At 60.9% G+C, this 21,224-nt stretch carries 15 protein-coding genes; 1 reads left to right on the top strand and 14 read right to left on the bottom strand.

Going from position 1 to position 21,224, the window contains the following annotated elements:
• Window positions 1–84: 84 nt before the first annotated feature.
• From KVG85_RS07510 to KVG85_RS07465, 10 genes are all read right to left on the bottom strand, one after another.
• A complete protein-coding gene (locus KVG85_RS07510; RefSeq protein WP_123442544.1) occupies window positions 85–423 on the bottom strand; it encodes a DUF2934 domain-containing protein in 339 nt (112 codons plus the stop codon).
• Window positions 424–444: 21 nt separating this feature from the next.
• Window positions 445–3,219: a malto-oligosyltrehalose synthase gene (locus tag KVG85_RS07505; RefSeq protein ID WP_217863449.1), complete on the bottom strand. Its 2,775-nt coding sequence runs from the start codon at window positions 3,217–3,219 to the stop codon at window positions 445–447.
• Window positions 3,216–5,294, bottom strand: a complete 2,079-nt coding sequence (gene malQ / locus KVG85_RS07500) for a 4-alpha-glucanotransferase (RefSeq protein ID WP_217863448.1) — start codon at window positions 5,292–5,294, stop codon at window positions 3,216–3,218. Before malQ ends, KVG85_RS07505 begins: the two co-directional genes overlap by 4 nt.
• Window positions 5,291–7,093, bottom strand: a complete 1,803-nt coding sequence (gene treZ, locus KVG85_RS07495) for a malto-oligosyltrehalose trehalohydrolase (RefSeq protein ID WP_130929882.1) — start codon at window positions 7,091–7,093, stop codon at window positions 5,291–5,293. The genes malQ and treZ overlap by 4 nt, the downstream gene beginning before the upstream one ends.
• Window positions 7,094–7,110: 17 nt before the next feature.
• Entirely contained in the window at window positions 7,111–8,697 is a 1,587-nt protein-coding gene (gene glgA, locus KVG85_RS07490; protein ID WP_016774645.1) for a glycogen synthase GlgA, read from the bottom strand.
• 589 nt (window positions 8,698–9,286) lie between these two features.
• On the bottom strand, window positions 9,287–10,240 hold the full coding sequence (locus KVG85_RS07485; RefSeq protein ID WP_217863447.1) for a D-2-hydroxyacid dehydrogenase family protein: 954 nt from the start codon (window positions 10,238–10,240) through the stop codon (window positions 9,287–9,289).
• 12 nt (window positions 10,241–10,252) lie between these two features.
• On the bottom strand, window positions 10,253–11,299 hold the full coding sequence (locus tag KVG85_RS07480) for an alpha/beta fold hydrolase (protein ID WP_217863446.1): 1,047 nt from the start codon (window positions 11,297–11,299) through the stop codon (window positions 10,253–10,255).
• Between the two features lie 86 nt (window positions 11,300–11,385).
• Entirely contained in the window at window positions 11,386–11,820 is a 435-nt protein-coding gene (locus KVG85_RS07475) for a YqaA family protein (protein WP_016774648.1), read from the bottom strand.
• Window positions 11,820–12,266, bottom strand: coding sequence for a DUF411 domain-containing protein (locus KVG85_RS07470; protein WP_217863445.1), 447 nt, complete (start codon window positions 12,264–12,266; stop codon window positions 11,820–11,822). The genes KVG85_RS07475 and KVG85_RS07470 overlap by 1 nt, the downstream gene beginning before the upstream one ends.
• A 240-nt stretch (window positions 12,267–12,506) precedes the next feature.
• Window positions 12,507–14,498, bottom strand: a complete 1,992-nt coding sequence (locus KVG85_RS07465; protein ID WP_217863444.1) for a methyl-accepting chemotaxis protein — start codon at window positions 14,496–14,498, stop codon at window positions 12,507–12,509.
• Window positions 14,499–14,852: 354 nt separating this feature from the next.
• Here KVG85_RS07465 and KVG85_RS07460 point away from each other — a divergent pair, with 354 nt between their 5' ends.
• The gene (locus KVG85_RS07460) at window positions 14,853–15,380 is read left to right on the top strand and encodes a hypothetical protein (protein WP_024012886.1); all 528 of its coding nucleotides are present in this window, start codon (window positions 14,853–14,855) and stop codon (window positions 15,378–15,380) included.
• Window positions 15,381–15,425: 45 nt separating this feature from the next.
• Here KVG85_RS07460 and KVG85_RS07455 read toward each other — a convergent pair whose 3' ends face one another.
• Genes KVG85_RS07455 through KVG85_RS07440 form a run of 4 tightly spaced genes read right to left on the bottom strand, consistent with a single transcriptional unit; the run spans window position 15,426 to window position 21,218 of the window.
• Window positions 15,426–16,361 carry a GNAT family N-acetyltransferase gene (locus KVG85_RS07455; RefSeq protein WP_217863443.1) on the bottom strand — a complete coding sequence of 312 codons (936 nt, stop codon included), beginning with the start codon at window positions 16,359–16,361 and terminating at the stop codon, window positions 15,426–15,428.
• On the bottom strand, window positions 16,330–17,640 hold the full coding sequence (locus KVG85_RS07450) for a phenylacetate--CoA ligase family protein (protein ID WP_217863442.1): 1,311 nt from the start codon (window positions 17,638–17,640) through the stop codon (window positions 16,330–16,332). The genes KVG85_RS07455 and KVG85_RS07450 overlap by 32 nt, the downstream gene beginning before the upstream one ends.
• Before the next feature lie 43 nt (window positions 17,641–17,683).
• On the bottom strand, window positions 17,684–20,086 hold the full coding sequence (locus KVG85_RS07445; RefSeq protein WP_217863441.1) for an acyl-CoA reductase: 2,403 nt from the start codon (window positions 20,084–20,086) through the stop codon (window positions 17,684–17,686).
• A 1-nt stretch (window position 20,087) separates the two neighbouring features.
• Window positions 20,088–21,218: a LuxE/PaaK family acyltransferase gene (locus KVG85_RS07440; protein WP_217863440.1), complete on the bottom strand. Its 1,131-nt coding sequence runs from the start codon at window positions 21,216–21,218 to the stop codon at window positions 20,088–20,090.
• Window positions 21,219–21,224: the final 6 nt, after the last annotated feature.

Here is a 21,224-nt window from a genome sequence, read left to right as displayed (position 1 = left end):
AATAAGGGACTTTCTTCGGGGCGCAAGAACCCCTTGTGGCGAGCACGCTCGCCACACAGTCATTCAGTTCAAAAATGGATCGGGTCAGTTCGCCGGAGGCTTCTTCGCTGCTCGCGGCTTTTTCTCGGTAGCCTTTTCGCCCGGCGGGACTACTTTGGGCGTGGCCGCCGGCTTGGCTTTCGCTGCCGGTTTGGCTTTGGCGGTTGCCGGAGTCTTGCCGTCGGTGCTTTTCGCTGCTGCGGCTGTAGTCTTGCCAGCCACTTTGCTACCCGCCGCTTTCGGTGGCTTCTTGGGTGCCAGCGCTTCGGCCTCGGCCAGCTTGCGCGCCATTTCCCAATGACGTTCTTCGTGGCCTTCAGGTTTCCCTTCCGACTCCCAGATCTGATAGGCGAATTCGCGAATGCGTTTATCGTCGGTGCTCATCGCAATGCTCCTGAACTGAACTCATGCTTGTGTTAAGTGTTGGATAAAGAGATTGACCGGGACATCCCCCAGCGCTTCGCTGACATTCAGCTCCCTGTTTTGTGTGACTACGCTGCTTGCAAAAAGTCCCTTCAGGTTTGCATCCGAAGCGGCAGACGGTAAAACCACCCGCGTATCGCCCCAGCGCAGCGCATCGACCTGCGGGATGGCACTGTTTTCCAGCAACGTCGCGCAACGCACCGGCACCACCACAATCGCCCGTACGCCTTCGTGTTCACGCGCGAATGCCAAGACGTTGTGCGCCTGACTGCCCAGCACTTCCAATGGCTGGTAATCGCCACGACGGAACAGCTCGCTGTGTTCCTTGCGCAGGTTCAACACCTCACTGATCAGCGCCTGTTTGATGCGCCCGTCACGCCAATCCTTGAGCAGTTCGGTACCCGGCACGGACGCCTGCAACGCTTGCTCGCGCGCGGCGTAATCCACCGGGCGGCGGTTGTCCGGGTCGACCAGACTGAAGTCCCAGTACTCGTTGCCCTGGTAAAGATCCGGCACACCCGGCACAGTCATGCGCAGCAAGGTTTGCGCCAGCCCGTTGAGCGCGCCGGCAGCGGCGATGCTGTTGACGGTCTTGCTCAGCGCCGCACGCAGCAACTCGCCTTCTTCACCGGTCAGCAGCTTTTCGGTGAAAGCCTGTGCTGCGTTTTCATAGGCTTCGTTCGGCGCGCTCCAGCTGCTTTGCAGCTTGGCTTCGCGCAGGGCCTTCTGCTGCCATTGCCAGATGCGCTTGGCGTACTCGGCGAAACCGGCCTGGTCATCGTCCTGCAGGTCCAGCGGCCAACTGCCAAGCAATGCCTGATAGAGGATCAGTTCGTCGCCAGCGGAAGGCGCGTCATCTTCGATGCGCACGGGGCGGGCGAGGGCGCGCCACAGTTCGACCTGATCGGCGTACCAATGGCTGCGTTCGCTCAGCACGGCCAGCCGGGCGCGGGTGTCTTCGCCGCGCTTGTGGTCATGGGTGGCAGTCGCGAGCAGGTTGTCAGGAAACTCGGCCATGCGCTGTTGATTGACTTCGTGGAACTCGCTGACCGGCGCGCTGAATTGCTCGGTGTTGTAACCGACATCATTGCGCGACAGCAGCACCGCCGAGCGATACAGCGCGGTGTCTTCCACGGCTTTAGCAGCTGCCGGCGAGGTCAGTTGCTGGAAACGCACGCAGGCATGCTTGAGGATCTTGCGCGAGCGCCCCCGTGGCTTGCGGCGCCAAGGCGTGCCGCCGAGCCAACTGGCGACCGAGTCGAGCACTGGCCAGTCGGCTTCGCTGAGGGTTTGCCGCGCACCGTCCATGGCGTGCTGGAAAATCGCTTCGTCCTGCTCGGACCGGCCCATCGCGCTGATGTAAGTGCGATAAACCGGGAAGTGCACGATCAACGCGTGGAGCACGCGGCGAATGGCGCCCAAGGTCAGGTCGCGGGTCATCAGGTCATCCCGCGCGACTTGATGCAGGGCCTGCGCGACACTTTCAAAGTCGCTGGCCAGCGAGCCGTTGAGGATCTGCTGGCGGGCCAGTTGCGCTTCTTCCATGAACGCAGCCGGGCGCTCGGTGCGGCGCTGCCAGAGTTCGCCGAGCACATGTTCGCCGTCCGGGTCGTGTTGCAGCAACGACAGCTGGTTCATGAACTCGTAACCGGTGGTGCCGTCGACGCTCCAGTCGCGGCGCAGGGTTTCGCCCTCGCCGAGGATCTTCTCGACATAGATCGGCAGAAGACGCCCCGGCGCCAAGTGATCAAGGCGACGGCGCAATTTGCGGCAGTAGCCACGCGGGTCGGCGAGGCCGTCGATGTGGTCGATGCGCAAGCCGTCGACCAGACCTTCTTCGACCAATTGGAAGATTTTGCCGTGGGTCGCTTCGAACACCGCCGGACGCTCGACGCGCAGGCCGCCAAGCTCGTTGATGTCGAAGAAGCGCCGCCAGTTGATGTCGTCCGCCGCCGTGCGCCAACTGGCCAGGCGATAGCTTTGCCGTTCCAGCAGTTCGTGGAGCTTGTGAAAGCCTTCCTCGGTGGTGGAATCGTACTGTGCGAGGTTGCCTTCGATAGTCGCCACAAGACGCGGATCGCTGGCCAGCTCGCGCAGCTCCTGCTTGAGCGGGATCGCCAGCGAATGTGCGTCGGTCTGGTAGCTGAGTGTGCTGAAGCGATCTGCCAGAGACTTCAGCGTGTCGTCGGACTTGAGCAGCTCGCCATAGTTGTTCGGGCAGATCGGGAAGTGGTGGTCGTAATGCTCGACGTAAAAAGTCCCGGTCTGCGCGTTGAATTTGAGCTTCAGCGTGCCTTCCTGCAACGCCACGCCGTAATCACTGCCAAGGAACGGCAGCAGCAACTGGCCTTCCATCAACGGGTCCGGCGAGTGCCACTGAATGTCGAAGAATTCGCCATACGGACTCAGGCGTCCCCATTCCAGCAGGTCGAGCCACCACGGGTTGTCATTGCCGCCCACGGCCATGTGGTTGGAAACGATGTCGAGAATCAGCCCCATGTTGTGTTCACGCAGGGTGCTGACCAGTTGGCGCAATGCCGGCTCGCCGCCCAGCTCCGGATTGACCTGGGTCGGGTCGACCACGTCGTAGCCATGCATGGAACCGGCGCGCGCCGCCAGCAATGGCGAGGCGTAGATATGGCTGATGCCGAGTCGGGCAAAGTACGGCACCAGTGGCACCGCTTGTTCGAGGGTAAAACCTTTATGAAATTGCAGGCGCAAGGTGGCGCGCAGTGGCTGGATTTGCTGTTGATTCATTGGTCACGCTCAGAGGCTTGAAGGCGCGCGCAGGCCAGCAGTTCCAGGCGGCGGGCGGCATCGGGGCCGTCCAGCAACGCTTCGCTGGGACCGGGCAAACGTCGCGACCAGTTCGGATGTGAATCGGTGGTGCCAGGCAGATTCGGCTGTTCATCGATACCCAAGGCATCTTCCAGCGGCAGCAGCACCAGCGGCGCGCGGGTGTGGCCGAGGAAACGCACACTGGCATCGACCACTTGATCGGCTTCGTGGGACTCTTCGCGGAAATTCTGCGGATCTTGGCGCAGCGCATCGCGCAGGCCTTCGCGTTCACGCTCACGATGCCGACGCCAGTCGATTTCGCCGTTGGCATCGACCAGGCCGAGGCGTGCATTCCAGTCGATGTCACGACCATGCCACCAGCCATTGAGTGTCGGCAGGTCATGGGTGCTGGTGGTCGCCAGGGCATCATCCGGCCAGTCGAGAATCGGTTTGAAACGAGTGTTGTCCTGTTCGAACAACAGCACGCGCATGCCCAGGATTGACCGCGCGGCGAGTTTTTCCCGCAGGCCTTCCGGTACCGTGCCGAGGTCTTCGCCGAGCACGATGGCCTGATGCCGATGGGATTCCAGGGTCAGCAGGCGCAGCATGTCGTCGAACGGGTAATACAGATAGGCGCCATCGGCCGGGGCGGCGCCGTTGGGAATCACCCACAGGCGTTGCAGGCCCATGACATGGTCGATACGCAAGCCACCGGCGTGGGCGAAGTTGGCGCGCAGCATGTCGATGAAGGCGCGGAAACCGTTGCGGATCAGCCCTTCCGGCGAGAACGCGGAAATTCCCCAGCCCTGGCCGCTGCGATTGAGGATGTCCGGCGGCGCGCCGACGGTCAGCGAGGCGAGCAATTCATCCTGAAAACTCCAGGCCTGACTGCCGGCACCGTCAGCACCGACGGCGAGGTCGGCGATCAGACCGATGCCCATGCCGGCACTGCGCGCGGCAGCTTGCGCGCGCTCGAGGCAGCGATGGATCAGCCATTGGCAGAAGGCGAAATAGCCGATGCGCTCGGCGTATTCCTCGGCAAACGCGCCGAGCGCCGCGCCGCGCGGGTCGTGCCAGTGCTCTGGCCATTCGCGCCAGTCGAGGCTTTCGCCACGGGCGGCGCGCATTTCCTGAATCGCTTCGAAGCGGCAATGGTTTTCCAGCGCTTCGCCACCGGCATGGCGGAAACTGGCGAAGTCGGCGTGCAGCGGATGCTCACCAGCAACGAAGCCGTCATATAAAGCTTGCAACAGTTTCTGCTTGGCTTCGGCGGCAGTCGGCCAGTCGATCAGCTTGAGATTTTCCAGCTGCTCGAACTGCGCGGCCAGGCCACTGGCATCAATTGCATCACGCAACGCGCGTTCGCCAAGAATCGCGCCCGGTGCTGCGTACAGTGAATTGAGAAACAAACGACTGGACGGCGAATAAGGGCTGTAGCGGCCATTGTCGGCGCTGAACATCGCGTGCATCGGACTGATGGCCAGCGCATCGGCGCCACGTTCGCCCGCTACACGAACCAGTTCCTCCAGCGCCTGGGTGTCGCCAAAACCACCGTCACCCGGACGGCGCAGCGAATACAACTGGGCGCTCAGGCCCCAGGCCCGCGGGATCGGGCTATCGACCGCATCGGCGACGCTGAAGCAGCGTTCAGGCGCCACGGCGAGCGTGAAATACTGATCGGCGATATGCACTTGCTGGTAACCGACCGGAATCAAGCCGGGCAACATGGCTTCGTTGTCCAGCTTCAGGTTCATCTCCGAGCCGTCTTCAAGATGGATTTCGCAGGGGGTTTCCGGTGAGAAATAGCGACTCAGGTCGAGGGCGACGCCCACGTCGCAGGTCAGCAGGGGTGGCAAATGGCGGTCTTGCTGGACTTCTTGCAATTCCAGCAGGCTGGCATCGATTTCTTGCGCGGTGCTCGCGGGGTGGCCGAGTCCGATCAGGACATTGCGCAACACAGCAGGAGCGACTTTTTGCTGACGCCCGTTGGCGTCGATCCAGTCGACGGCAAGGCCGGCTCGACTGGCGAGTATTTCCAGTTGCGCATCGCTCATAGGCGCTCTCCATCCAGGGGGTGCATAACGGGTGCGGCCGTGAGGCTGACGAGCGCGGTGTACGCCGGCAGTTGGTTCGGGTCCGACAGTTCGATCGCGGCTGGCTGTTGAAACAACCACTCGGTATCGGTCTGTGCAGGGTTGACCACTGGCGTGTCACTGAGGTTCAGGTCAATTCGCAGCTCACTGCCGTTGCCCAGCCGCCAGCGTGCGCTGACCGCGCCATGGCCGAGCATCTGCGCGCCCAGAGCCTGGGTCCCGGAGAGGTTGGGAATGATGTATTGGTGCCGCAACTTGAGCAGTTGCCGATACAGCTCTTGGGTCTGCTGTTGCAATGGCGTGCCGCTGCCGGACAATCGCGGCTGCGAAGCGTGGAAGGTGCTTTCGGCATTCGGATCGGGGATCTGTTCGCGCTTGTGCGGATCGGTAAAGGCACTGAATGCGGCGAACTCGTTGCGCCGACCTTCACGCACCAGTTCCGCCAGTTCACCGTGGTGACTGGTGAAAAACAGGAACGGTTGCTCGGCGGCAAACTCGTCGCCCATGAACATCAGCGGAATCATCGGCGACAGCAGCAACAACACCGTCGCCGCCTGCACCGCACGCGGGTCGGCAAGCTGATGCAGACGTTCGCCAAAGGCACGGTTGCCGATCTGGTCATGGTTCTGCAGGAACAGCACGAAAGCGGTGGAGGGCAGATGTTCGCTCGGCTCGCCGCGAGGTTCGCCATGGCGAGTGATGTGGCCCTGAAACACGAAGCCCTGACTCAGGCAGCGCACCAGTTGCTCGGTGGGCTGCGCAGCATAGTCAGCGTAATAGGCGTCGGTTTCGCCGGTCAGCAGCACGTGCAGGGCGTTATGACCGTCATCGTTCCATTGCGCGTCGTAATCGTTTTCTAGCAGGCTCGACTGGTTCAGCTCGTTCTCGACGGTCAGCCAGACGTGCCGGGTCGGGTCGATCTGCTGGCGAATGCGTCGGGCCAGATCGCTGAGGAAGTCGGGATCTTCAATCGCGTGCACCGCATCCAGACGCAGGCCGTCGAAACGGTATTCAAGCAGCCACATCAGTGCGTTTTCAATGAAGAACTCGCGCACTTCCGGGCGACGGAAGTCGATCGCCGCGCCCCATGGCGTGTGCTTGTCCTCGCGGAAAAAGCCCTTGGCGTAACGATGCAGATAGTTGCCGTCGGGACCGAAGTGGTTGTAGACGACGTCGAGAATCACCGCCAGGCCATGGCCGTGGGCGGTGTCGATCAGGTGTTTGAGTTGTTCCGGTGTGCCGTAGGAGGCTTGCGGTGCATAGGGCAGCACCCCGTCGTAGCCCCAGTTGCGATCACCGGGGAATTGCGCCAGCGGCATCAGTTCGATAGCGGTAATGCCCAGCGCCACCAGCCGCGCCAGATGCTGTTCGACTTCGGCAAAACCACCGAGCGCACCGACGTGCAGCTCGTAAATTACCGCTTCGCTCCACGGCCGACCATTCCAGGTCGTGTGCCGCCATTGATAGGCATGGGGATCGACCACCACACTGTGGCGGTCGAGGTCACCATCCTGCGCTCTGGAGGCCGGGTCCGGCACCTCCAGTTCGCCATCGATGCAGTAACGGTAGCGACTGCCCGCCGGGCAATTGGCCTTGATTACAAACCAACCGTCGCCCTGAGGCAGCATGGGCAACGATTTTCCATCTTCCAGTTCCACACTGACGTAGAACGCGTCAGGCGCCCACAACGCAAATTGCGTGTGCTCGGCATCCAGCATGATCGCGCCGTGGGGCCAGGTTTCTTGGGTCCTTGACGGCATTTTCTGCAACTCCCTGGTTATTTGTGGCTGGCTTTACCCAACGCCTTGGCGACCAGTTGTTCGTAAAGTTCGGCGTACGGTTCAACCGCTTTGCTCCAGTTGAACGGTGCAGCCATGGCGCGGCAACGCATGGCGTTGAGCAATTCCGGGAAGGCGAAGACTTTGAACGCGCGGCTCAGGGCTTCTTTATAGCTATCAACGGTGGACTCATCGAAGAGGAAACCGGTGACGCCGTTTTCGATGGTGTCGGCCAGACCGCCGGTGTTGCGCGCGACCGGCAGCGAGCCGAAACGCTGGGCGTACATCTGGCTCAAGCCGCAAGGCTCGTAACGCGAAGGCATCAAGAGGAAATCGCTGCCGGCGAACATGCGTCGGGCATCGGTTTCGTTGAAGCCGATGCGCACGCCGATCTGGCCAGGAAAGCGCAGGGCCAGTTCACGCATGGCTTGCTCTTCTTCCGGCTCGCCGCGACCGATGATCGCGATCTGGCCACCGTTCTGCACGATGAACTCGGACACCGCTTCGGTGAGGTCGAGCCCTTTCTGATAGACCAGGCGCGAAACCACGGCGAACAGTGGGCCGGTAGAGTCATTCAGGCCGAACAGCTCACGGACGTGGGCGGCGTTGACCGCTTTGCCTTCCCAGTCGCCGATGGCGAACGGGGCAAACAGGTGCGGGTCGGTCGCCGAATCCCAGCTTTCGTCGATGCCGTTCGGGATGCCGCTGAGCAGGCCTTGCTGGGTCTTGGCGGCAAGGAAACCGTCGAGGCCACAGCCGAAGTCCGGGGTGGTGATTTCTTGCGCATACGTCGCGCTGACCGTGGTGATGTGGCTCGAATAGGCCATGCCGGCCTTGAGGAACGACATCTTGCCGTAGAACTCCATGCCTTCCTGTTGCAGGGCATGGGTGGGAATCCCCAGCTCCGGGCAGGAACCGAGGCTGGTCACGCCCTGGTAGGCAAGGTTGTGAATGGTGAACAGGGTTGGCGTGCGCTGCCCGCGCCAGTGCATGTAAGCGGGCGCGAGGCCAGCCGGCCAGTCATGGGCGTGCACCAGATCCGGGCGCCAGTGGATTTGCGCAAGGTTGGCGGCGATGTCGGCAGCGGCCAGGCCGAGACGGGCGAAGCGGATATGGTTGTCCGGCCAATCGCGACCGTTGTTGGCGCCGTAAGGGCCACCTTCACGCTCGTAGAGTTCAGGGCAGATCAACACGTAGATCACCAGGCCATCGGGCATGTCCATGCGTCCGATCTTGCAAGGTGGCAGCGCAGCGTGGCCACCCAGCTCGCCGATGATGTGAATCGGGTTTTCGCTGTGCACCACTTGCGGATAACCGGGGATCAGCACCCGCACATCATGCAGATGGGCCATGGCCCGGGGCAGGGCGGCGGAGACGTCACCGAGGCCGCCGGTCTTGACCAGATCGGCGATTTCCGAAGTCACAAACAACACTTTTTTCTTGTTGGGATTCTGGCTTGCTACCGGAGCAAGCGTCTTGGTGCCGGGTACGTTGATCTGTCGGCTGCCGGGAACACTGATGGTGCTCGATTCTCCAAGCGACTGGTGAGCACGCTCTCCCTGAATATCCAATGCCGCACTGATCATATGTATCTCCCGTGTGTGATCTGATTCTTGTCTCGAACAAGCTGTTTCGTGGCCAAGTCCTGTGGCCGGGCGCAAAGGCGCCACGCATCGGTGAGCAAATGCTGACCCAACACGCGCAAGCAGAATGGGTGGTGAGGCCGTTGCAAGGATTACACCAGTCGCTTTCGCCCAGTTGTTCTGATGACCTGTGGCGTGAAGCAAAAGTTTCGACTTTTTTTCGTCGGTATGACCGAGTGGTTTGGCCACTGAAAAATGAGTCTAGGCCAGATCCTAGAGCGGGTCGGGGCAAATGGGTAAATTGTTCGACAATCGGTTGTGTCGGAATGTTAGCGAGGGTTCAGGAGGGGAAACGCTCCGACGAAGGGCATGTTTTTCGGTCGGAGTGGGCTAAAACGGTGACTGGGTAGTCACGGTTTTGTGCTAGGGGATGGGCGGGTTGCACCGTTGTGGTGCGAGGGTATTTCAGCGTGGTACCTGAAATGACCCTTCGCGAGCAGGCTCGCTCCCACATTGGAACGTGTACAACCTGTGGGAGCGAGCCTGCTCGCGAAGAGGGCGGTTGCAGCAACTCAACTTTAAAGTGATGGAATCAATTCAACAGACGCACCGGCTCCCCAGCTGCCCAACCCTGAATATCCTCGATCATCTGCCGGAAGAACTGTTCGTAATTCTGCCGACTGACATAGCCCACATGGGGGGTAGCCAGGACATTGTCGAGCGTGCGAAACGGGTGCAGGGCCGGCAAAGGCTCTTGCTCGAACACGTCCAGCGCCGCCCCAGCAATGCGCCGTTTCTGTAGCGCCTTGATCAGCGCCGCTTCATCGACGATCGGACCGCGAGCAGTGTTGACCAGCAGCGCGCTCGGTTTCATCCACTCCAGCGCCTGGGCATCGACCAGACCGCGACTGCGTTCGCTGAGCACCAGATGCACCGACAGCACGTCGGCCTGTTCGAACAATTGCTGCTTGCTGACATACGTCACGCCGGCCTGTTCCGCGCGTTCGGCGGTGAGGTTTTCGCTCCAGGCGATTACCCGCATGCCGAACACCTGGCCGAACTGCGCGACCCGCTGGCCGATGCTGCCCAAACCGAGAATACCCAGGGTCTTGCCATGCAGGTCGCCGCAGAGGCCCTGTTGCCACTGGCCGGCGCGCAGGGCATTGGCTTCCTTCACCAGATCACGGGTGGCCGCCATGATCAGCGCCCAGGTCAGTTCCGGCGCGGCGTGTTTGTAACTGTCGGTGCCGCAGACCTTGATGCCCAGCGCTGCAGCGGCCGGCATGTCCAGCGCCGCATTGCGCATGCCGCCGGTGACCAGCAACTTCAAATTGGGCAAGCGTCCGAGCAAGTCGGCGTCGAAACGCGTGCGTTCGCGCATGACGCAGATCACCTCGTACTGGCCGAGGCGCTCGGCCAGTGTCGCGTTGTCGGCCGGGTAATCATGCACGAAGGTCACTTCACCGATGCTCTCCAGCACGGACCAGTCGACCACGTCGCGAGCCACGTCCTGCCAGTCATCGATCACTGCAATCTGCACCGTCATTGGCTTACCTCATCAAGGAGCGGAAGGAGTCTTGCCCAGCCAGCCGAGCAGCGCCTGATGGAATTTTGCCGGTTCTTCCATTTGCGGCGCATGACCCATGCCCGGGAATTCAATCAGCGTCGACTGCGGAATCAGCTTGGCGACCTGTTTGCCGAGCACCTCGTAGTGGCCGATTTTCGCTTTCACTTCCGGCGGTGCGAGGTCTTTGCCGATGGCAGTGGTGTCGGAGGTGCCGATCAGCAGCAGGGTCGGCATTTTCAGATCCTTGAACTCGTAGTAGACCGGCTGGGTGAAGATCATGTCGTAGATCAGCGCCGAGTTCCACGCGACCTGGGTCTTGCCCGGACCTTTGCTCAGACCGGCGAGCATGTCGACCCAGCGATCGAATTCGGGCTTCCAGCGGCCATCGTAATAGGTGGTGCGCTCATAGTCGCGAATGCCCTTGGCCGTGACCTTCAACTCACGCTGATACCACTGATCGACGGTGCGATACGGAACGCCGAGGGCTTTCCAGTCTTCCAGACCGATCGGGTTGACCATCGCCAATTGATCGACCTGCTCCGGGAACAGCAGCGCATAACGGGTGGCGAGCATGCCGCCGGTGGAGTGGCCGAGCACAGTGGCTTTCTGAATGCCCAACGCCTTGAGCAATTGCTGGGTGTTGGTCGCCAGTTGCTGGAAGCTGTATTGATAGTGCGCAGGTTTGCTGGAGGTGCAGAAGCCGATCTGATCCGGCGCAATCACGCGGTAGCCGGCATCGCTCAAGGCCTTGATCGAACTGTCCCAGGTCGCCGCGCAGAAATTCTTGCCGTGCATCAGCACCACGGTGCGGCCGTTGGCCTTGCCATTGGCGGCGACGTCCATGTAACCCATTTGCAGCTTCTGACCCTGGGATTCGAAGGCGAAGTGTTTAAGCGTGTAGGGATATTGGAAGCCTTGCAGCTCCGGGCCATAGGCAGGCCCTTCGGCGGGGGCGGTTTCAGTGGCCGCTTGCGCCATTAATGGCAGGGCAGCGCTGAGGACGAGGCCGGGCAGCCAGCGGGAAAGCGTGACGGACATAAGCACTAACTCCTTGAAAATTGGCCGACTCTGGAAGGTCGGGATTACGCCGACGTTAAACAAAGGCAATCGCAGCGAAGGTTGGTTCAACCGAGCCAGCCGAGGGTCAGCAAGGCCAGCACGCCATAGCGTGCGCCTTTGGCCAGCGTCACGATCAACAGAAAGCGCCCGAGCGGTTCGCGCATGACGCCGGCAATCAAGGTCAGCGGATCGCCAATCACCGGCAGCCAACTGAGCAGCAGCGACCAATGCCCATAGCGCTCGTAGTGCTTGCGCGCCTTGGCCATGTGCTCAGGGCTGACCGGGAACCAGCGTCGATCCTGAAACCGCTCGATGCCACGGCCCAGCCACCAGTTGACCAGCGAGCCGAGCACGTTGCCCAGCGTCGCTACCGCGAGCAAACCCCACAGCCAGTAACGCTCGCTGACGATCAGGCCGACCAGCAGCGCCTCGGATTGCAGTGGCAACAAAGTTGCCGCACCAAACGCAGCAAAGAACAGGCCGAAGTAGGCTGCCCCCATCAACGGGCCGGGTATTCCGCCACTACCACGTCAGCGCCGTCCTTCTTCAGGCCGATCACTTGGTACGCATCGCTCATGCCGTCCATTTCCATGCCCGGCGAGCCCATAGGCATGCCCGGTGCAGCCACACCCAGCAGATCGTCACGCTTGCTCAACGCGAGCACCTGATCGGCCGGCACGTGACCTTCAACGAATTTGCCATTGATGATCGCCGTGTGGCAGGACGCCAGACGCGGTGGTACGCCGTGCTGCTGTTTAAAGCTGCTCATGTCGCTTTCGACGTGATCTTCGACTTTGAAGCCATTGGCTTCGAGATGGCTGATCCACTTCTTGCAGCAGCCGCAATTGGCATCGCGGTGCACTTCGATCGGGATCAAATCGGCGGCTTGCGCCAGGGAGGAGGTGAACAGGGCGCTCAGGGCGAGCAGACGCAGTTGGCTTCGCATGGGAATGGGCTCTCGACTCGGTGAAGGTCAGCAAGAACGCATTTTGACCTGTTTTCCCGCTCCTACATCAACTGAGTGTTTCCAGTTGCTACAAAATACCCGAACCATTGTAGGAGTGAGTCTGCTCGCGAGTGCGGTTGACCAGCCGCAGACACAGTGACTGAAAAATCGCTTACGCGAGCAGGCTCGCTCCCACAGGGGATTGGTGTAAAGGCCAAAATCCCCGTGGTCGCGGTTGGCTCAAACAACCTTGAACCGCCCCATGATCGCGCTCACGCGGCTGTTGGCTTCGAGCAACTGGCGGGTATTGAGCTCGCTGGCCTGGCCGCTCTGCACCAGTTCATCGACCATGTGGCGGATCTGCACCATGCTGCGGTTGATCTCTTCGGTCACTGCGCTTTGCTGTTCGGCGGCGGTGGCGATCTGCGTGCTGAGGCTGTTGATGTGGCTGACCGAACCGGCCATTTCGTCCAGCCCCGAGTTGACTCGGGCGGTGGCGTCAGCGGCGGACTGGCAACTGGCCTGGGTGTTTTCCATGGCACTGACCGAGGAGCTCACGCCTTGGGTCAGACGGGTCAACATTTCGTTGATTTCCGAAGTGCTGGCCTGAGTGCGGGCGGCGAGGGCGCGGACTTCATCCGCCACCACCGCAAAGCCGCGACCCTGTTCACCGGCACGCGCCGCCTCAATCGCCGCGTTGAGGGCGAGCAGGTTGGTCTGCCCGGCAATCGCCCCGATCACGCCGAGGATCTCGGTGATGCGCTGAGCGTCCTGCTGCATGTTTTCAACTTTGTGTGTAGCGCTGGCCACTTCGTCGATCAGCGCGACCACGCTGTTGGTCGCTTCACCCACCACGACGCGCGAGCGATCGGCGTTTTCATTGGCGCGCTGGGTGAACGCAGCGGTTTCAGCGGCATTCTGCGCCACGCTTTCAGCGGTGGAGCTCATTTCGGTAATGGCGGTGACGGTCTGGTCGGTTTCCGAGGCGTGACGCAGCAGAATCTGGCTGGTGTGCGCGGAAGTGCGTTGCAGATTATCGAGGCTGGACGCCATGGCACCGGTGGCCTGGGTGACTTCGCCGATCATGTTCTGCAAATAGACGATGAAGGTGTTGACCGAATGGCCGATGGCGCCCAGTTCGTCCTCAGCGCGAATGGTGATGCGGCGGGTCAGGTCGGCGTCACCGCTGGACAGTGAATCAATGTTGGCTTTCAGAGCCTTCATGCGCTGTACCAGTTTGCGAATCGCGTAAACCTGCAACAGCACCAGCAGGATCACCAGCGGAATCTGGATCAGGCTAAGGCTGTGGAGCACATCGTCACGCTGGGCGGTGAGCATCTTGGTCGGCAGGGCAGTGGCGAGGAACCACGGTGTGCCCTCGATAGGCCGCATGAAGAATGTAGCGTCTTCACCGTTGTTGTCGAACTCGACGCGTTGCGCTTTATCGCGGTTCTGCAGGCCGGTCTTGATCTGATTGATGAAGGTCGAGCTGGCCGCCAGTTCGCTGATGTTCTTCAGCACGATCGGACCGCTGATGCGCGAGCTGTTACTGATGATCTTGCCGTCAGCCTCAACGATGAGCATTTCGGCGTTGAGGTCTTTTTCCTTGCGCGCCACCAGGTCGTTGAAGAAGCCCAGGGTCACGTCGATGGTCGAAACGCCCCAGGCACTGCCGTTCTTGTAGATGGCCATGGCGCAGTTGGTGCGCGGCTCGGCACTGGCGTCGTCCTTATAGGCAGCGGCCCACGCGCACTGACCTCGCGGGGTGGCCATGCCGCCCTTGTGCCAGCTCTGGTCGTAGTAGTTCGGTGCGGCGTCGCTGTTCCAGAACGTATTGACCTTGAGCTGACCCGAGGCATCCCGGTGCCAGAAGGTGCTGAACTTGTTGCGCCCGGCTTCGCGCTGGCCGGGCAATGGCCAGATACCGCCGCCAAAGACTTTCAGTTCGCCGTACTGATCCACCAGCCCTGGCAGCACCACGTCGATGGCGGCGCTGTCGAGCAGGGGGATGGTCTGGGTGATGCTGCGTTGCTGCGCCTGCACCTTGTTCAGTTCGCCCTGAATCTGCACGGCGACTTCGGCGATGCGGTTGAGCACGACCTTCTCTTCGGTATCGCGCAGGGTTGGTGCGACCAGTTGGCTGATGCCGACCACGGTCAGCACGGACAACAACAGGATGAACAGAATCAGAAACAGCGTGTAGCGAGCCTGAATAGTGCGCAGTGCGGGCATGGAACTGATCCTTGAGCGGCTTTTTTGTTGGAGGGCAGGAATAAAACAGGGCGGGTATCACAGCGTATCGTCGTTACGGGCGGAAGCTTTAGGTACTTGCGTGCCGAAAGAACCCTGGGCGATGACCGGTTGGTATCGGGATTGGTACATCTGCAGCAATCGCCACAGTTGTTACATCATGATGACGGCTCTGAAGCAATGTTTGCGGGCCTTGAGCTCGGTGTCATGAATGTACGAGATTTGTAAAATAGCGCACAAAGGGGTTGGTTGGATCAGGCGAAGCGGCCGATACTTGCGCCCATTCAGTTTGTTGGAACAAGGACATTTCATGCTCATTGCACAAGGAATCCTCGCATGACGATCGGCTATACCGGCGCCTGGGAAAGCAAGGCGGGCGTAATGGTCCGTGATACCGGGGCGAAGAAACAGGTTTCGCAGAGCGTCAAGGTGCAGCAGATGCTGACGCTGGTCGGCAATGATCCGAACGCGTTGAACGTCGCTGAGATGGATAAGCAGGGGCTGCGCAAGCAGATCAAGGGCTTCGACCCGGCCAACGTTTCCGTCAAGCAGTTGGGCAACCTCAGCGAATTCCTGCGCGGGCGCGGCCTGATTTCCGAGATCACCTCGATCACCTTGCTCAATGCCGGCGACAAATTCGACCGCTTCGGCGTGCAGAAAGACCCGGAGGCGAAGTTCAACGCGCTGGAATATTTCGCCACGCAGCTCGATGCCATCCAGACCAACAGTCTCAATGGCAATTACTACGGCAAGAGCCTGATTCCCGAATTCAAGAAAGCCATTTACGTTCTGCAGAATCTCAAGACCTATGGCGAAGGCAATGCGGCAGTTCCTTCCGACAAAGGCCTGAAGGCAAAGGCGTAAGATCTGCTGATGATGCCCGCTCATCCTTGTGCGGGCTCATGCTGTTTACGTCGCCGGCACGGCTAGCCGAGTGATGTGGCGTTGTGCCTGGTCATGCAACTGCTGCATGTGCGGACAGTGCAATGTCAGCCTGCGCGTGCGGTATCCACGATGAAACAGTGCCAGCCATCCCCCTCGATTGTCTTGTGCAGGCGCCAGGCCGGTGAAGACGAAACCGATGCCGTTGAGGCTGTGCAGGTCCACGGCAAAGTGTCGCGACAGCTGTAGCCGAATCGAAATCAGCCAATGCCCGGGCAGCGATCGCAACTGGTCGAGCAGTTCCGGATTGAGTTTTTCCAGCCACATTTCATGGCGATTGCCGTGCTGCTGGACCTGAACCGAAGCTCCGCGCCAGCGTCCTGCACCAGCCCCGACGCCAAACACAGCGCTCAGACGCTCCATCAAGGGGCGGCAACTGGTTGGCCATGCCTGTTCTGGCAATGGCCGTTGATAACCATCGATAGCGTGCACACCCAATACGATCGACTCCGGTTTTTTGCAGCCAAAGGGCGAACGGACAAAGTCCGGCAGCAATCCAGTGTTGTGAAAACCGAGACTGATCGCCATGCGTTGAGTGTAAGGGTGATGGGTGACCTGTTTGATCGACACGCTGCGACAACCCAGCGCCTGTGCATGAGTCAACAGTTGCCCGCCCAGCCGCGTGGCAATGTTTTTTCCGCGAGTATCGGGATGCACGGCGCTCAAGGCCAGTTCGGCATCGTGCGAGTTTTCGCTTTGCCGATACAAAGTGGCATGACCAAGAATCCGCTCTCCCTCCACTGCAACCAGTGAGTGCCAGCGTTTGTCGGCGTGGTTCTGGTTGATCAGGCAGGGCATGTAAACGTCGGTTTGCACGTAATGATCGCCATAGACCTCGCGAAACAATTGGCTGACGGCTGTAGCGTCGGTGTCACGGTAATTGCGCAGGATCAACGCTTCCATCACGCACCTCCCTGTCATGTCGGTCGTAGCAGCGTAAATCGACGATCCGCAGGCTTTTCCCTGCGCGAGGGTGGCGCGCAAGGTCCTCGAACCGGCAACTCTGGATGCGCAGCTGCAATAACCCCGAGCCACGCAGTTGCGGTATCTGCGGATACAGTTCGATCAAGCGGGCCTCGAGTCTGTCCTCGATGCGGGTCGATCCTTCGTTGACTACGTATTTCACCGTCAATAGATCCCTGCCGTCGTCGTGCTCGATCAATAACTGCCAATCGTTGCTGCCAGTGATGCTCCGCACGCTTTCGCTGATTTCGTCGGTCATCAGCGACAGAATGCCGACCCGCACACGCTGGCTATTGCCGCTGCGTCCCCTCAGGGCGAATTTGCGTCGCGCAGTGCCCGGCGGTTCGCGCCAGCATGCCAGGTCACCGACGGGATAGCGGATCAGCGGCATCAAGCGCCGGTTCAGGTTGGTCAGTACGAGCAGTCCGGTTTGATCGCAGGCCTCGATCGTTGCGCCGCTGTGCTGATCGACAATCTCCAACAGCACGTGACCGTCGGGTGTGCGATGTTCTCCTTCGATGCAGTCACGATGACTGGCACCGATAAATCCACCGTCGACGCTGGCGTAGCCGATCGAGGCAATGCGCGCGTTTGGCAGCACTTGCTCAAGGAGCTGGCGTTGCGAGGCAAACAGGCTCTCCCCGCCATAAAGCACGGTATCAACCAAGGGCAGCGCAAGGCCGCGGTGTTGGAGCCAACTGGCGAAGGTCAAAAGTTGCGCAGGCACGCCAGCCAACACGTTGATCCGGTGTTGCACGATGGCATCGGCCAGCATTGGCGGGTCGACTTCGCCGGTAAACGGAAACTCGGTGACAGGCGTTTCCACATGGGCCAGTGAATCGTGGATAAACAGAAAACTGGCATAGAGGTCGCCAGCGAAGAACAGGTTGGCGACACGGTCGCCGGAGCTGAATTGCTCGCTCAGACTGCGGCCGAAAGCTTGCACTGTGCGTTGCCATTCCGTGCGGGCGTATACGGAGAGCCTGCCGCCGCCGGTTGAGCCACCGGTCTTGAAGACCAGGGCGTGGCCCAGCGGGGCCGTCAGGACCGGCCATTGCGCCAGATCCGCGCTGTCTTTCCAGAAATCTGCCGGATCAAGTAGTGGCAGTTCGCGCAGCGAGCTTATTGCCTCGGGAATATCGGCGAGGCTGTTCTTGTAGTAGGGCGAATGCTCACGGGCGAAACGCGTCAATTCGCTAATCGGGTCGGTTGTTTTCACGGTGTGTTCTTCTTGATTCGAATGAGCCAGCTCACGGCAAGCGTCAGCGGCGGGAGTCAATGACCAGCGGCGTCTTGCCGCTGTGTTTGTTTTGAACGAAATGCTCGGGCGGGCATTGTTCGATCTGCAGCACCAGCAATCCGCTGTCGATGACGGTCGTCAGGGTCAGGTAATCGGCGAGGCGGTTTCGCACCTTGTTGGCTGCAAGTTCACAGTGCAGTTGCATGCGCTCGACGCCGTCAGCGCTGTGGTCCAGCTGCAACTGAAACGGCACTTGTAGCCGCGACGCCAATTCGCTCAGGGAGATGAAGTCAGTGCCGATGCGCAACAGCTTGCCGTGGCGTTGCAACAGCTCGAAGCGTGGCGACGTCAGCCCGCAGGCGCAGACGCCCGGCAGCCAGCGCCCGGTGTCGCCAATCTCATAACGCTGCACGCGCTGGCCCCCTTCACGGGCGAGCGAGGTCACCAGCAGCCGACCCACTTGATCGTCGATCACCGGCACATCCTCATCAAATGCGACGATTTCCAAGTGCTGGATCGCGTTCATCAGATGGAAAACCCCATCCGCCGAAGCCTTGCAGGCATGGCCTAGCGGGCCGGCATCGACGCTGCCGTAGATCGCCGAGCGAATGCTCGAGACGCCACAACTGCGCAGCAACGCACGGTTCTGCTCGCTCAGGTGCTCGCCACCCAGAAAGACTTTTTCAACCCCGCCATAAGCGCGCAGCCGCTGCTGCTCATTCAAAAACAGGCGATGCAGTGTGGCGGGCATTCCCACCAGCACGTTGACCCGTTGGTCGATGATCAGTTGGGCAATCTCGCGGTAGTCGTCATCGGTAGGGGCGGCCATGGGCAGGTGCGTCACCTCGAGCAATTCCAGCGCTTTGCTGAAACTGAGAAAACCGCCGTACAGCCCGCCACAGAAGAACAGGTTCATGACCCGATCCCGCGCCGGATCAAGACCAGCGGCGAACAGACCGTCAGCGGTTGCGCGCATCTGCCGATCGAAATCGCGATAGCTGTAGCCGGCCAGAGCAGGAATGCCGCTGCTGCCTCCGGAGCGGAAATACAACTGCGCCTGATCGTTGATGGGCTGAGCGACGAACGCCTCTTTGTTCATGATTGCAGCGCACGACTTCGCCGCGAGTGGCGGTGAATCGAGACTGGCCTGATTCGGCAGCTGTGTGGCCGCCAGACTCACCGATACCCGTCGACTCAAGCGTTGCAGCGCATAGACGCCGTCATGGGGTTCGCCTGCGTAACCGTCGTGAATGCTGCCGATCGGTGCGATCCGCGTGACCCCGGCAGCGATCAACGCATGGGTAAGCTCGACAGTTTGCGGTTGTGCGCATACCAGCGCACAGCTTTGCAGGACGTTGCGCCACGGCAACAGGGTGGCGGTCAGCAGCGCTTGCGGCAGCGGGTGCAGCAGTACGCTGCGAAACAGCGGTGAAGGCGCGAGTTGCCGATCATGGCTCCAGATCACCCGCCAGCCCGGGCCGCTCCACACTTGCCCGGTATGACCGGCAAAACTCTGGCCGAGGCGGGCCATCTGCGTGTGCGTGGTAATTTGCGCAGCTTCCTGGCGTGTCGGCACCAGGGCCGGCCATTGCGTGGCGCGTCGTTGCAGGGCCTGCGCCAGGCGTTGACCGATATCGCACAAAACCTGCGGATCATCGCTGTCCACCAGCAGCCATTGCGGGCTGGAGCAGGCCTGTTGATCCAGTCGGCAGACTTCGTCGGCGACGGCATCAAGCGCCCCTGGCGTAGCCGATTCCGGGGTGAGATACACAAAGCTGATGCGGTGCCCCCAATCGATCCAGCGACAACCCGGCACCAACTGTTGCCGAATCGCTTGCAGGGCCGCTTCGCCACCCCACGCTGCAACCCCGTTGGCGGGTTTGCACAGCTTGCCCATCTGCTCGGTGCTCGCTGGAATCACCGCCACATGTCCGGCCAGTTGTCCGCTTGCATCGCAGTCCACCAACGCGCGCAACAGTTGCGCCGTCAGGCCTTGATCGCTGCGGCTGGGGCGCAACCAGTTGACGTTGCCGGCGAGCAGACTTTCCACCACCGCGCAGAACGCGAGCAGCGGCGCGTTGGCCGGAGTGATGTGCACCACCAGCCCGAGCGGACGCCAGGCTTCGAAGCGTGGCTGGCGATAATCGAAACGACGCAGGGAATCGGCCTCGGCGCCGAGTTCGCGCTGGTGTTTGTACATCAACGCTTCGGGTTGGCAGAAATCGATCAGGGCCTGCCGCTGCTCGTTGTCGAGGGGCAGATCCGAGTGCGCGTCATGCAGTCGCCGGGCAAATCCCGCGACTGCATCGATGACTGTGCGGCTGTCGAGTGCCCTCGCCAAGTGTTGCGGCAACGCCTGTTGCAGATCTTGCAATGCTTGGTCGAGGTTATAGATGTCGTGCAGTTGTCCATCGATCAAATACATATCAGTGACTTCCCAGTAATTCGGCGGCGGCCATAGCGCAGCTTCTACCCGCTGTGGTGCCGGCGCGGCCGTGCAGTTCGAACCAGTCGCTTGTCAATCCACAGCCGCAACTTGCGCCCGGGTGCAGCGTGGCAAGGTCGCTCATGACCACGGCGTGGGCCGGGCTGGAGGAGATGTAAGGCGAGACGAAGCCGAGCAGGCCTTGTTGGCCATAGGGCAGCAGGGAAAAATCCGCCGGATCGCGAATCAGCACTCGCGAATACACCGGCACATGAAAGCGGTGACGGGCGCATTCGATGTAAGGCACCGCGTGCTCGACAGCACCGTAACCATCGCGGCAGCGGGCCGGTTCGATGCCCAGTTGCCGATGGATATGGGCGTAAAACTGTTGTTTGGGAATTTCCTGCGCAGCCTGGGTTTTCCAGCCACCGCCAAAAAAGGCCAGCGAACCGGCGGGCAATTGCACATCCTGCACAGCGGTAGCCTGCATGCGTTGCAGGGTCTGCCAGAGAAACGCCGGGAAGCCGAAAATCCGTACCGGCAAGCCTTCTTCAGCGAATGACTGCAAGGCGGCGATCACGCCGAATACATCGAACTGATGGCCGCGACCAGTGTTACGCAAGGCGTAGACCACGCGATTGACCGGGGCGAACCGACAGAGAAACTGGTCGGTAAACGAGGTGCCCAAGGTGATGCGTCCTTCGGGTTCGTAGCTCAACAGCAGGTAGTTGCACGGACTATCGGGAGTGTCCCAGGCGTAATGGCGGAAGATCTGCGCAACCATGAACTGCGCCCGCGCCAGGCTGCGTTCGTCGTAACGCATCCGGCTTTTCTGCCCGCTGGTGCCCGACGAAGTCAGTTCAAGGGCGTTCGTTCCCGTGCTGCTGAGCAAAAGGTGTTGCTTGAAGAAACTGGCAAAGATCGGCGGCAGACGCGACCAGTCATCAAGGCTGTCGAGGTCCTGCGGCGTCAGTCCGTGGGCGGTGAGCCAATGGGCGTAACCCGGAGTGTGATCGCAGTGAAAGCGGCTGATTTCAGTCATCGCCCGATCAAACAGATCAGGCGCGGCTGAATCCGCGCAATAGGGTTGCGTCAACGCGCACAGCGCGTCGGCATAGGGTAGGTGAGTCATCAGTGT

Source organism: Pseudomonas triticicola, from assembly GCF_019145375.1.
Taxonomy (GTDB): domain Bacteria; phylum Pseudomonadota; class Gammaproteobacteria; order Pseudomonadales; family Pseudomonadaceae; genus Aquipseudomonas; species Aquipseudomonas triticicola.
Note: the sequence above shows the minus strand (reverse complement) of the source record. Positions and strands in the feature narration are given on the sequence as shown.

Coding starts and splice junctions, on each gene's coding strand:
- KVG85_RS07510 (WP_123442544.1), bottom strand. CDS start 423: ATGAGCACCGACGATAAACGCATTCGCGAATTCGCCTATCAGATCTGG.
- KVG85_RS07505 (WP_217863449.1), bottom strand. CDS start 3,219: ATGAATCAACAGCAAATCCAGCCACTGCGCGCCACCTTGCGCCTGCAA.
- malQ (WP_217863448.1), bottom strand. CDS start 5,294: ATGAGCGATGCGCAACTGGAAATACTCGCCAGTCGAGCCGGCCTTGCC.
- treZ (WP_130929882.1), bottom strand. CDS start 7,093: ATGCCGTCAAGGACCCAAGAAACCTGGCCCCACGGCGCGATCATGCTG.
- glgA (WP_016774645.1), bottom strand. CDS start 8,697: ATGATCAGTGCGGCATTGGATATTCAGGGAGAGCGTGCTCACCAGTCG.
- KVG85_RS07485 (WP_217863447.1), bottom strand. CDS start 10,240: ATGACGGTGCAGATTGCAGTGATCGATGACTGGCAGGACGTGGCTCGC.
- KVG85_RS07480 (WP_217863446.1), bottom strand. CDS start 11,299: ATGTCCGTCACGCTTTCCCGCTGGCTGCCCGGCCTCGTCCTCAGCGCT.
- KVG85_RS07475 (WP_016774648.1), bottom strand. CDS start 11,820: ATGGGGGCAGCCTACTTCGGCCTGTTCTTTGCTGCGTTTGGTGCGGCA.
- KVG85_RS07470 (WP_217863445.1), bottom strand. CDS start 12,266: ATGCGAAGCCAACTGCGTCTGCTCGCCCTGAGCGCCCTGTTCACCTCC.
- KVG85_RS07465 (WP_217863444.1), bottom strand. CDS start 14,498: ATGCCCGCACTGCGCACTATTCAGGCTCGCTACACGCTGTTTCTGATT.
- KVG85_RS07460 (WP_024012886.1), top strand. CDS start 14,853: ATGACGATCGGCTATACCGGCGCCTGGGAAAGCAAGGCGGGCGTAATG.
- KVG85_RS07455 (WP_217863443.1), bottom strand. CDS start 16,361: ATGGAAGCGTTGATCCTGCGCAATTACCGTGACACCGACGCTACAGCC.
- KVG85_RS07445 (WP_217863441.1), bottom strand. CDS start 20,086: ATGTATTTGATCGATGGACAACTGCACGACATCTATAACCTCGACCAA.
- KVG85_RS07440 (WP_217863440.1), bottom strand. CDS start 21,218: ATGACTCACCTACCCTATGCCGACGCGCTGTGCGCGTTGACGCAACCC.